General features: G+C 73.9%; 10 protein-coding genes. 8 read left to right on the forward strand and 2 right to left on the reverse strand.

Annotated features, from left to right (window positions below; all coding sequences use genetic code 11):
- Window positions 1-86 precede the first annotated feature (86 nt).
- Complete coding sequence (locus tag CCN39_RS39930) at window positions 87-449, forward strand: cellulose binding domain-containing protein (protein ID WP_244211207.1); 363 nt, start codon at window positions 87-89, stop codon at window positions 447-449.
- Here CCN39_RS39930 and CCN39_RS39935 read toward each other — a convergent pair.
- Entirely contained in the window at window positions 437-991 is a 555-nt protein-coding gene (locus CCN39_RS39935) for a hypothetical protein (protein WP_086851300.1), read from the reverse strand. The genes CCN39_RS39930 and CCN39_RS39935 overlap by 13 nt on opposite strands.
- Window positions 992-1,114: 123 nt before the next feature.
- On the opposite strand from CCN39_RS39935, the gene CCN39_RS39940 reads away from it, so the two are divergent.
- Window positions 1,115-1,714: a TetR/AcrR family transcriptional regulator gene (locus tag CCN39_RS39940; protein WP_086851301.1), complete on the forward strand. Its 600-nt coding sequence runs from the start codon at window positions 1,115-1,117 to the stop codon at window positions 1,712-1,714.
- Here the strand turns inward: CCN39_RS39940 and CCN39_RS50890 are convergent.
- Window positions 1,711-1,857, reverse strand: a complete 147-nt coding sequence (locus CCN39_RS50890) for a hypothetical protein (protein ID WP_167455319.1) — start codon at window positions 1,855-1,857, stop codon at window positions 1,711-1,713. The two genes, CCN39_RS39940 and CCN39_RS50890, sit on opposite strands and share 4 nt — an antisense overlap.
- A 76-nt stretch (window positions 1,858-1,933) precedes the next feature.
- On the opposite strand from CCN39_RS50890, the gene CCN39_RS39945 reads away from it, so the two are divergent.
- The 6 genes from CCN39_RS39945 to CCN39_RS39970 all read left to right on the forward strand — a co-directional run.
- Window positions 1,934-2,584 carry a DUF4230 domain-containing protein gene (locus tag CCN39_RS39945; RefSeq protein WP_244211208.1) on the forward strand — a complete coding sequence of 217 codons (651 nt, stop codon included), beginning with the start codon at window positions 1,934-1,936 and terminating at the stop codon, window positions 2,582-2,584.
- An 83-nt stretch (window positions 2,585-2,667) separates the two neighbouring features.
- On the forward strand, window positions 2,668-5,985 hold the full coding sequence (locus CCN39_RS39950; RefSeq protein WP_086851306.1) for a DUF4132 domain-containing protein: 3,318 nt from the start codon (window positions 2,668-2,670) through the stop codon (window positions 5,983-5,985).
- The gene (locus CCN39_RS39955) at window positions 5,982-7,052 is read left to right on the forward strand and encodes an AAA family ATPase (protein WP_086851309.1); all 1,071 of its coding nucleotides are present in this window, start codon (window positions 5,982-5,984) and stop codon (window positions 7,050-7,052) included. Before CCN39_RS39950 ends, CCN39_RS39955 begins: the two co-directional genes overlap by 4 nt.
- Before the next feature lie 11 nt (window positions 7,053-7,063).
- Window positions 7,064-9,313: a DUF5682 family protein gene (locus tag CCN39_RS39960; protein WP_086851311.1), complete on the forward strand. Its 2,250-nt coding sequence runs from the start codon at window positions 7,064-7,066 to the stop codon at window positions 9,311-9,313.
- An 85-nt stretch (window positions 9,314-9,398) separates the two neighbouring features.
- Window positions 9,399-10,496 (forward strand): VWA domain-containing protein, encoded by a 1,098-nt coding sequence (locus tag CCN39_RS39965; protein ID WP_086851313.1) that lies wholly within the window; start codon window positions 9,399-9,401, stop codon window positions 10,494-10,496.
- A partial coding sequence (locus CCN39_RS39970; protein WP_143264335.1) for a YehQ family protein occupies window positions 10,496-11,878 on the forward strand: 1,383 nt, incomplete at its 3' end. The genes CCN39_RS39965 and CCN39_RS39970, both read left to right, overlap by 1 nt.

An 11,878-nucleotide genomic window follows, 5' to 3' on the forward strand; every position in this document is an offset into this window, starting at 1 on the left:
CCTGGCTGACGGTCACAGCGAGTGCGGAGACAGTCAGCGTCCAGACGGTGAGGGCCGCGCCGAGGTTCTCGATGACGATCTCGCCGGTGTACACGGTCGGCCAGCTGCTGACCACCCGGTGGGTGACCTTGCAGCCGCCGGTCGGCTGCAAGGTCACCCACCGGGTGGTCAGCAGCTGGCCGACCGGGTACACCGGCGAGATCGTCATCGAGAACCGCGGCGCGGCCCTCACCGGCTGGACGCTGACGTTCTCCGCACCCGGTGTGACCGTCAGCCAGGGCTGGAACGGGACCTGGAACGACGCAGGCGACGTCGTCACGGTCGGCAACACGTCGTGGAACGGCGCCCTGGGCACGAACGCGACGGCCACCCTCGGCTACAACGCGAACTACACCGGTGGCACGCCGCCGTTCCTGCAGCCGGCGCTCAACGGGACCTACTGCTCCTGAGCCCGGCGGCCCAGCCGCAGCGCGGAGACGAGGAAGAACACGCCGCCCAGCGTGGCGTAGCCGGCCAGCGCCGTCAGCGAAGCACCGTCCATTGTGGCCTGCAGGATGAAGGAAGTGCCGGCCACGACGGAGATCGCGCCGCTGAGGATCATCGGCCACTGGCCGCCGAGGCCGCGCCGGGCGGCGCCGACAACGAGCTGGACGAGGCCGGCCACGATCGCCCAGCTGCCCCACACGCGCAGGACGCCCGGAATCCCGGACGAGGCGGCGACGGCCAGGCCGGCGGCGGCGAGCAGGCTGATCGCGACGTTCACCCAGAGCGCCGTGATCGGCTTGCCCGCCTTCGCCGAACGCACGTCGAGCACGGCGGCGGCGACGTCGAACAGCGGGTACAGCACCAGCAACGCGATGCTGACCGGACCGAGGCTCGAGGCCGTCGTGAAGAGCAGGGCCGCCCAGACGAGGGCGAACGCGAACCGGACGAAGTAGAGCCGCCGCAGGGCCTGTGCGCTGCCGGCGGCCGGAACGGTGTCGGTGGTCATGGACTCTCCCGGTAGATAGAACGATCTGTCTCGTTGGCGACTATGACAGCGGAAGGTCGCCGCCGTCAAGACCGACCGTTCTATCTGCTAAACTCGGAGCAGCGAACCGGGAGGTGCTGTCCAGTGTCCGAAGCACGAGCGCGGCTGCTGGCTTCGGCGAGCCGGCTCTTCTACACCGAGGGGCTGCATTCGGTCGGCATCGACCGGGTCATCGCCGACGCCGGCGTCACCCGCGCCACGCTCTACCGGCACTTCCCCAGCAAGGACGACCTGCTGGTCGCCTACCTGTCCGAAGCGGACAACGCCATCCGGGCCCAGGTGGCGGCGGCGCGGACGGCTTCGGCGGGCGGCTCACCCGAGGACGTCGTCCTGGCGGTGGCCACGACGATCGCCGACGGCATCGCCTCCCCCGGCTTCCGGGGCTGCGCGTTCCTCAACGCCGCCGCCGAATACCCGGACCCCGCTCACCCGGTCCACCGAGCCGTCCTCGCGCACCGGCAGTGGTTCCTGGAGACCGTCACGGACCTGCTCGCCGCAACGGGAGAGACCGCCGCCGAGCCGGCGGCCCAGCACTTCGTGATGCTCCGCGACGGCGCCATGGCCGCGGGCTGCCTCACCGCCCCGGCCCCGATCTGCGCCACGTTCCTCCGCGGCGTGGAAGGCATCCTGCGCTACCGGGACGCGCCGGTGGCGGCCGGCGCCAAGCGGCGGAACCGGGGCTAGGCCGCCCGGTCCACGCTCCACGCCGCCACGGGTGCGGCGGGCGCGCCGAGCTTGGTCCCCTTGCGGTAGCCGCCGAAGATCATGCCGAGCACCAGAATGAGGAGGACGGCCAGCAGGATCCACAGCCACACGGACTTGCGCACACGGTCTCCCCTCGTCGGAGTCGGTCATACCGTACCGCTCGATTGGCCCGGTGGCCGGTTGGGTATTCCTGCCGGTATGGGTGCTTGGGGCAAGCGGCTGGTCGCGTTGGCTGTGGCTGTGGTGGTTCTGGTCGCCGCCGTACTCGTCGCATCGGCGGTGCACCTGTTACCCCAATTGCGCAACCCGTTCGCCGAGCGGACCGAGGAGCACTCGGGCCCGGTGCTGCTGCAGTCGATCGTCGAGCTCTCGCGCTACGAGGCGGCCAGCGGTTCGTTCCAGGTGGTCGTCGACATCACCACCAGCTCGATCCTGCCCAGTTTCCTCGTGGGCAGCGACACCCTGTTCATCGGAGTGGGCACGGACAACGCGTACGTGGACTTCTCGCGGCTGAAGGGCAACGCGGTCCAGGTCTCCGACGACCGCCAGTCCGCGACGATCACCTTGGGCCACGCGCAGCTGGAGCCGGCCACGCTCGACGTGCACGAGTCCCATGTGTACGCGCAGCAGCAGGGCCTCTTCACGCGGATCAACGAGTTCCTCAGCGGGAACCCGAACTCGCAGCAGGCGTTGTACGAGCTCGCGCAGAAGCAGATCCAGGCCGCGGCGGCGAAGAGCTCGCTGGTGGCCGACGCGGAGCGGAACACCCGGACGATGCTGACCGGCCTGCTGCAGTCGCTCGGCTTCAAGAACATCACCGTGAAGTACGCCGACACCAACCCCGGCTGACCTCCCTCTTCCCGGCGCGAACGAAAACTGTCGGACCCTCCCCGTAGTCTGCGATCGATCACCCGCAGGAGGGGGAAACACAGGTGAACGACAGCAGACAGCCGGCGGAGACGGCGTTCCGGCCGGACCCGGCGTGGGAGCCGCACGTGCACGTCCGGCGGGGCGGCTGGTTCGTCCGCGAGGTCGAACTTGACCCGGAGGCGGCCGGCTACTGGCAATCCGTGCTCGACGAGCCGGGTGAGCGGACCGAACAGGCCATCGCCGACCCGGACAGCGACCCGGCAATCCTGGCGGCGATCCACCGGGCAAGGGCCGGGGAGGCCGACGAGGTGGGTGCCGCCGCGCTGGCGTGCCTGCGCCTGAGCGGCCTGCGCTGGGACAGCGAAGAGCGGCACGGTGCCTGGCGGTTCGCCGACGCCTGGATCCTGCGCCACGGCCTCGTGTTCGCGGTCCGGGCGGCGGCCGAGGCCGCCGCGATCACCTGCCACCAGTACGGCCTGCCGGCACCCGTGCGCAGGTACTCCGGCGGCAGGCCTGCCCTGCATCTGCTGGGCGACTCGCTGTTCCGGCGGCTGCGGACCATCCTCGCCGCGGCGTCCGACGCCGACTACGAAGCCGCGACCGCGGCTCTCGCGGGACACCGTACGCAACTGCCCACCAGGCTCGCCGTGTCCTACCTGATCCCCACCCGGGCGGACTGGGGTGACGAGCTGGTCGCCGAGCTCGCGGGCATCGACGACCACAGCTTCGACTGGGGCGCGGTGCTGGCGTCCTTGAGCACCGCGGAGCAGGTTGGGGCACTGCACCACGAGTACCTGGACTGGCAGTACAACCACGAGGCCGTCCGCTGCACCGTCACCGACGCGCTGGGGCCGGCCGTCACGCCGTTCCTGGCCCGGGCGATCGACAGCGACCCGAACGGCGGCGACTCGCGCAAGGCGCTGCTGCGCTTCGTCGCCGGCCTGCCCATCGACACGGCGTTCGGCCTGCTCGTGGCGCGGCTCGGCCAGAAGCATGTGTCGCCGGTCATCGCCGAGGCGATGGCCCGCTTCCCCGCCCGCGCGGTCCGGTTGCTGGCCGAAGCCGCCATCGGCCGGTCGAGGGCCGCCGACGCCGCCGGATTCCTGTTGCGGGGCCACGTCCGCCGCCACCCGGAGATCGCCGCCGACGTCGCCGGGCAGCTGCCGGCGCAGCAGCGTGCCGTGGTCGAGAAGGCGATGGCAGGCGGCGATCGGCTGCCCGAGGTGCCGCTTTCGTCGCTGCCGCGGGTCCTGGCGGACCCACCGTGGACGAAGAAACGCTCGGCAGGCCGCCCCACCGTCCTCAGTGGACTGGAAACGGGCGGCGAGCCGGCGCTCGAGTGGGAGCCGGGCGAAGAAGCCGAGTGGGCCGAGCGTGACCCGCTCTTCTGGAGCGGCGGTGATCCGGACCTGGCCGGGCAGCTGGCCGCGTTCGAGGCGGGGCAGCTCCCGCGCTGGGCAGAGCCGCGCCTGTTCCTCGCCGCGCCGCAGGAGTGGGTGCTCGAGCACCTGCCCGGCTGGGCGCCCCAGGACACTTGGGACGCCGAGAGCTGGGGCCGGCCGCTGCTGGGCCGGTACGGGCTGGCCGCGTACCGGCCGATCGTCGCGGCGGCGGCCGCGCATCCCGGGCACGGCGCACTGCTCCTGCCGCTGACCGGCCCGGAGATCGCCGAGCTGATGGCGGACTGGTTCGTCCGGCTGAAGTCGGCCCGCTCGATCGCTTCGGCCTGGCTGGCCCGGCACCCGGCCGCGGCCGCGCGGGACCTCGTCCCGCCCGCCCTCGGGCCGGCCGGGGCGCCGCGGCGCGCGGCCGAAGCCGCACTGCGTCACCTGGCGGCCGGCGGGCACGGCGAAGTCGTCACGCGGGCCGCGGCGGGCTACGGCCCCGAAGCCGCCGAAGCGATCAGCCGCCTGCTGGCGACCGACCCCCTGGACGTCCTGCCCGCGCGGATCCCGGTGCCCGGGACCTGGGCCGATCCGGCCGTGCTGCCGCAGATCCGGCTGCGCGAGGGCGGGCAGGCGCTGTCGCAGGGCGCGGCCGGGCACGTCGTCACGATGCTCGCGCTGTGCCGCCCCGACGAGGTCTACGCCGGCGTGCCGCTCGTGCGGGAGATCTGCGACCCGGCGTCGCTGGCGGAGTTCGCGTGGGCGCTGTTCCGCGGCTGGGAGAACGCGGGCTTCCCGGCCAAGGACGGCTGGGTGCTCACCGCACTCGGTCTCCTCGGCGACGACACGGTGGTGCGCGAGCTGAGCCCGCTGATCCGCGCGTGGCCGGGCGAAGGCGGGCACGCCCGGGCGACCGCGGCCCTCGACGTCCTGGCCGGCATCGGCACCGATCTCGCGTTGCTGCACCTGAATTCCATCGCGCAGAAGGTGAAGTTCAAGGGGCTCAAGCTGAAGGCGCAGGAGAAGATCGCCGCCGTGGCCGAGGGGCTCGGCTTGTCGGCCGAGCAGCTGGCCGACCGCCTGGTCCCGACGCTCGGCCTCGACGAGGCAGCCACAGCGGTGATCGACTACGGCCCCCGCCGGTTCGTGGTCGGCTTCGACGAGCAGCTCAAACCGTACGTCACCGACCCGGACGGCAAACCCCGCAAGGCACTGCCGAAACCCGGCGCCAAGGACGACACCGAACTCGCGGCAGCGGAGTACAAACGCTTCTCGGCGTTGAAGAAGGACGTCCGCGCGGTCGCGGCCGACCAGATCTCCCGGCTGGAGACGGCGATGGTGCTCGGCCGCCGCTGGCCCGCCACCGAGTTCGAGCAGCTGCTGGCCGGCCACCCGCTGCTCTGGCACCTCGTGCGGCGGCTGGTCTGGCGCACCACGGCGGGCGAAACGTTCCGGTGCGCGGAGGATCGCACGTACGCCACCGCGGAGGACGACGGCTACGTGCTGCCGCCGGACGCCGAGGTGGGCGTCGCGCACCCGCTCGAACTGGGCGCGGAGCTGGCGGACTGGTCGGCGGTGTTCGCCGACTACGAGATCCTGCAGCCGTTCCCGCAGCTCGGCCGTCCGGTGGCCACTTTGGACGAAGCCGAGAAGTCCGCGACGACGGTGAAGCGGTTCGAGGGCCTCAAGGTGCCGGTCGGCAAGGTGCTCGGCCTGACCCAGCGCGGCTGGGTGCGCGGCGAACCGCAGGACGCCGGGATCGAGTGCTGGATCTCCCGCCCGGCCCCCGGCGGCGTCAGCGTCGTGGTCGACCTCGACCCCGGCATCGCGGTCGGCGACGTGACCTGGGAGCCGGAGCAGGTGCTGGGCACGATCTGGCTGGACGACACCGGAGGCGGCCACTGGCGGCGGTCCGCGTCCGCCCGGCCCTTCGGCGACCTCGACCCCGTGACGGCGTCCGAGGTGCTCACCGACCTCGAGGGGCTGACCCGGTGACCGCGAACCCGCAGCGCCCACCGGCCGAAGTCCGTTACGCCGACGAGCTGGCCCGGCTGCGCGAGCAGGACACCGCGCCGCGTCCGCCGGGCTGGGCGCTCAGCCTCACGGCCGCGCGCCGGTTCATCGTCGGCGACGAGGCCAACGGCATCCGGCGCAAGTTCGTCGGCGACCCGTCGCTGATCGACCGCTCGCTGGTCACGCTGGCCACCAGCCGCGGGCTGATGCTCGTCGGCGAGCCCGGAACGGCGAAATCACTGCTGTCGGAGCTGATCGCGGCGGCCGTCAGCGGTGACTCGACGTTGACCATCCAGGGCGGCGCGGCCACCACCGAGGACCAGATCAAGTACTCGTGGAACTACGCGCTGCTGGTCGCCGAAGGGCCGTCGGAGCGGTCGCTGGTGCCCGCGCCGATGCTGCGCGGCATGCGCGAAGGCGCGGTGGTGCGGTTCGAGGAGATCACGCGCTGCCCGCTGGAAGTGCAGGACTGCCTGCTCTCGCTGCTGTCCGAACGGGTGCTGGCGATCCCGGAGCTCCCCGGCGAGGCGGGCATGGTGTTCGCGTCCGAAGGGTTCAACGTCATCGCCACGGCCAACACGCGCGACCGAGGTGTCAACGAGATGAGCGCGGCCCTGAAGCGGCGGTTCACCTTCGAGACGGTGTTCCCGATCGCGGACTTCGCCACCGAGCTGGACCTGGTCGAGCAGGAGGCGACCGCGCTGCTGGCCCGCTCCGGGGTCGAGGCCCCGCCGCGGCGCGACGTGCTGGAGGTGCTGGTCACCACCTTCCGCGAGCTGCGCGGCGGGCCGGCGGGCGATCGCGTGTCGGCCGTGATGAGCACCGCGGAGGCGGTGTCGGTCGCGCACGCGGTCGGCGTGCGGGGCTGGTACCTGCGCGGCGAGCCGGGCACGCCCGCCGACGTCGTGGCCTGCCTGGCCGGCACGGCGGCGAAGGACAACGCGGACGACCTGGCGCGGCTGCGGCGCTACCTCGAACAGCACGCGGCCCGCCGTGGCGCCGATCCTTGGCAGGAGCTGCACCACGCGCGGCACCTGCTGCCGGGCTGAGGGGCGGGGCGATGGGGGCCGTCTTCGTGGGCGTGCGGCACCACAGCCCGGCGTGCAGCCAGGTGGTGGCGTCGGCCGTCGCCGCGCTGCGCCCGGCGTACGTGCTCGTCGAGGGGCCGGCCGACGTCAACGACAGGCTCGGCGAGCTGCTGCTCGGCCACGAGCTGCCGATCGCGATCCACACGAGCTACTCCGGCGAGCAGCGCACGCACTCGTCGTGGTCGCCGTTCTGCGACCACTCCCCCGAGTGGATCGCGCTGACCGCCGGCCGGGACGCCGGTGCCGAGCTGCGGTTCATCGACCTGCCCGCCTGGCACCCGGCCTTCGAGGGCTGGGACAACCGGTACGCCGACGCGGAGCTGCGCTACACCGAGGTGATCCGCCGGCTGTGCGCGGAGTTCGCGGTGGACAACGCCGATTCACTCTGGGACCACCTCTTCGAAGCCGCGCCGGAGGAAGGGCTGGCGGACCGGTTGACGGCGTACTTCGACCTCCTGCGCGGCGAGGCCGAAGCGAGCGAAAGCGACCGGGAACGCGAGGAGTACATGGCCGCGTGGGTCCGCGCCGCCGTCGCCGCCGCCGGGGACCGGCCCGTGCTGGTCGTCACCGGCGGGTTCCACACCGCGGCCGTCCGGCGGCTCGCCGCGAGCGGCGGCACGGACTGGCCGGAGGTGCCCCGGCAGCCCGGTGCGGCGAGCTACCTCGTGCCGTACTCGCACCGGCGGCTCGACGCGTTCACCGGCTACCAGTCCGGCATGCCGTCGCCGGGGTACTACCAGCTGCTGTGGGAACGCGGTCTGGCCGGCGCCGGCCAGGGACTGCTGGAAGCGGTGGCCGGGCGGCTGCGCGAGCGGCGTCAGCCGGTGTCGACCGCGGACCTCATCGCCGCCCGCGCGCTCGCCGACGGCCTGGCGAAGCTGCGCGGGCACGACCACCCGGCCCGGGTCGACGTCCTGGACGGCCTGCTCGGCGCCCTGGTCACCGACGACCTGACACAGCCCCCGCCGTGGACGGTCCGCGGGCCGCTGCAGGCGGGCGCGCACCCGGTGGTGGTCGAGATGGTGGCCGCGCTCGGCGGCGATCGCCGGGGCCGGCTGCACCCGGACACGCCCGCCCCGCCGTTGCCCGGCCGGGTCGAGGCGGAACTGGCGGAGCTGGGCCTCGACGGTGCCGGTCCGGTCCGCCTCGACCTCACCGAAGAGCACGGGCGGCGCCGCAGCCGGGTCCTGCACTGCCTGCGGCTGCTGGGGATTCCGGGGTTCGACCGCCGGTCCGGCCCGGCCGGCGGCGCGGACCCGGTGGTCGTCGAGGTCTGGCGGCTGACACCCGGCGACACCCGCCTGCCCGCGCTGATCGAAGCGGGGGCGTACGGCGCAACCCTGCCCGAAGCGGCGCTGGCCGTGCTGCGCGAGGGCCTGCAGGGCGCGGACCTGCCCGCGCTGGCGCGGGCGCTGTTCGACGCCGCGCTGTGCGGGGTTCCGGCCCTGCCCGACTCCATTGTGGACACTCTGGTCGCGGAAGCCGGTCGCGCGGACGACCTCGGCCCGCTCGGGGACGCCGTGGCGACGGTCCTCGCGCTGTGGCGCCACGACGCACTGTTCGGTCTCGCGGGCAGCCCGGCCGCCGCGGCGGTGCTGCGGGTGGGGGTGGCGCGCGCGTTGTGGCTGGCCGAGGCCATCCGCGGCGGCCCGGCCCCCGCCGAGCCGCGCCGGCTCGCCGCGATGGTGGCGGTCCGCGACACGATCCGGCACGCGGCACCGGTCCTGACGGTGGATCGCGAGACGGCCACGGCGGTCGCCGAGCGCGTCGCCGCCGACGCGGGTGTCCCGCCGGACCTGCGTGGCGCCGCGGCCGGCCTGTCCTGGTCGCTCGGCGGAGCCCCGGCTCCGGACCGGACCCGCGCGGCGGTGCGCGACATGGCCGCACCCACCACCCTCGGCGACTGGCTGGCCGGGCTGTTCGCGTTGGCCCGCGAGGAGGTGATCGGCTCCGACGGCGTGCTGGACACGCTGGACGAGCTGGTGAGCGCGCTGAGCGAGGCGGAGTTCCTGGCGGCGCTGCCGGCGTTGCGCCTGGCATTCGCCTACTTCCCGCCCGCGGAACGCGAAAAGATCGCCGAACGCCTCCTGGCCCGCCACGGCCGCGGCGGCTCGGCCCGCACCCTGGTCCGGCCGGCCCCGATCGACCCGATGGTCATCGCCGAGGCAAGGGCGCTCGAGGCCCGGGTGGACGCCCGCCTGACCCGCGAGGGGCTGGCATGACCGGCCTCGAACACCACCGGCCACCCCACGGCCGACCAGCCCGCCCGCCCCGCGACGGCAAGCGGGCCGAACGAAAGGCACCCGCGTGACCGATCTCGAGCGCTGGCGCCTCATCCTCGGCGAGCCCGCACGATCGGCCTGCGAGCTCAGCCAGGCCGGCGCGGCGCGGGACGCGGCCCTGTCCTGGCTCTACGACCGCGGCGACGAGCTGGCCGAGCGGGACGTGCGCGGCGGCACCGGCCCGTCCGTCCTGTCCACAGTAGACTGGCTGGACGACGTGCACCGCCTGTTCCCCCGCGAAACCATCGAGCGCCTGGAGCGCGACGCGGTGGAGCGCTACGACATCACCGAGATCGTCACCGATCCGGACGTGCTGGCCCGGATCGAACCGAGCCCGGCGCTGCTGCGGGCGGTGCTGCGCACCAAGCACCTGATGAACCCGGATCTCCTCGCCATGGCGCGGAAACTCGTCGAAGCGGTCGTCCGCGACCTGCTGCGGCGGCTGCAGCCGGAGCTGCGCCGGTCGTTCACCGGCACCCGGTCCCGGCGGCCGAGCCGGCTCAAGCAGGCGCGCGACTTCGACTTCCACCGCACGATCCGGGCGAACCTCGGCCGCTACCAGCCCGCCGAGCGGCGGGTGCTCATCGACAGCCCGAAGTTCGCCTCCCGTACGCGCCGGCACCTCGACCGGTGGCAGCTGGTCCTGCTCGTCGACCAGTCCGGGTCCATGGCCGGCTCGGTGATCCACGCGGCGGTGACCGCGGCCTGCCTGTGGGGCCTGCCCGGGCTGAAGACGCACCTGGTCACCTTTGACACCGCCGTCGTCGACCTCACCGAGGACGTCACCGATCCGGTCGAGCTGCTGATGAAGGTCCAGCTGGGCGGCGGCACCGACATCGCGAAGGCGGTCGCCTACGCGGCCGGGCTCATCGAGAACCCGCGGCGGTCGATCGTCGTGGTGATCAGCGACTTCTTCGAAGGCGGCGACGAACACCGGCTGGTGCACGACGTCCGGAAGCTGGCCGAGGCGGGCACGCACGTGCTGGCGCTGGCCGCGCTCGACGAGGAGGCGAACCCGGTGTACGACCGCGCGCTGGCGCAGCGGCTGGCCGACGCCGGTGCGCACGCCGGGGCCATGACGCCCGGGATGCTGGCCGAGTTCGTCGCGGAACGGCTCGGCTGATGCGCGCCGACCTCCTCGCGCTCACCCCGGAGGCGCTGGCCGCGCTGGCCAACCGGGGCCTGGTCAAGCGCGCGCAGAAGGACATCGACGCCGGCCGCGGTCCGGTCGTCGACGCGGCCGAGGACGGCGAAGTGCGTGGCCGGTTCCCGGACGGCGTCGAGGTCGTGTTCCCGCCGGGCGGCGCGCTCGGCACCGCGGAGTGCACCTGCGGCGCGCCCGGCGTGTGCCGGCACCGGATCGCCGTCGTGCTCGGCTACCAGCACCACCCCGGCGCCACCCCGGAGTTCACGGCGTGGTCCCCGGGCGACATCGGCGACGACGCCCTGGCGGCCGAGTTCGGCGCACGGGCGGTGACGGCGGCCCGGCGCGCCTGGCAGGCCGGCCTGGTCGCACGCCTCCGGCGGCCGACGGCGGCGGACCCGGTGGCGGTGGCCGAACTGCCGACGGCGACCGTCCGGTTCCTGGTCCCGGCCGAGCTGGGTTACGCGCACACCGACGCCGCCGACCGGGCCCAGCAGGTCGCGCTCGCCGTCTGGGCGTTCCGGGAGGCCGACACGCGCGGCCGGACCGACCCGGACGTCCGGTTCGCGATCGGCGGCGCGGGCCCGGCCCCGGTCCCGTCGGCGCCCGCGCTGGAGGTGGTCGCGCGAGTGCTGCACGACGGCGTCGCGAACGCCAGCCCGGTGCTGCGTGCCTCGATCGGCCGCATCGCCACCGACCTGGCGGAGGCAGGGCTGCGCTGGCCCGCGGAGGCGATGACGGAGCTCGGCGACCAGCTGGACGCGTACGCGGCCCGCAGCGCGCGCCATCGGGTGGAGCGGTGCGCGGAGCTCTTGGCGGAAGTCCCGGCGCGCTTCCGGGCGACCGGCCCGCCATCCCTGGTGCTGGGCACGGAAGAGAAGGCGGAGACGAAGCTGCGCCGCATCCGCCTGACGGCACTGGGCGCCCGGGTATCGGGCGGCCCGGGCGAGCGCCGCGCCCAGGTCTACTTCACGGCCGACGGCTCGGTACTGGCGCTGACGGCCCGCTGGGACACCGGCCCCGAGCAGCTGACCGGCCACGACCTGGCCGGCCGCCGCATAGCGGGCACAACCCTGGCGGCGCTGGCCACCGCGAACGTGGTGTCGGAAACGGCGGTCCGCAGCGCAAGCCGAGCCCTGCGGCTGGGCACGTCCCGCCTGGGTGCACTCTCGGTAACCCCGGTCGGCGCAGCGTGGGACGACCTGGCGACGGTGGTCCGCGACTTCAAGGCCGCGGCCGACCGCCTGGCGGACCTGCCGCCGAAGCTGATCCGCCCCCGAGTGGAGGCCGAAGACATCGCGGTGGTCGAGATCGCCGAGGTGTGCGAGCTGGGCTCCCGGGTGGTAGCCCAGCTCGCACAC

This window comes from Amycolatopsis kentuckyensis, assembly GCF_002155975.1.
Lineage (GTDB): Bacteria > Actinomycetota > Actinomycetes > Mycobacteriales > Pseudonocardiaceae > Amycolatopsis > Amycolatopsis kentuckyensis.

Bases quoted from the DNA above. Each gene is read 5' to 3' on its own strand.
- CCN39_RS39935 (WP_086851300.1), bottom strand. From the start codon at position 991: ATGACCACCGACACCGTTCCGGCCGCCGGCAGCGCACAGGCCCTGCGG.
- CCN39_RS39945 (WP_244211208.1), top strand. From the start codon at position 1,934: ATGGGTGCTTGGGGCAAGCGGCTGGTCGCGTTGGCTGTGGCTGTGGTG.
- CCN39_RS39960 (WP_086851311.1), top strand. From the start codon at position 7,064: ATGGGGGCCGTCTTCGTGGGCGTGCGGCACCACAGCCCGGCGTGCAGC.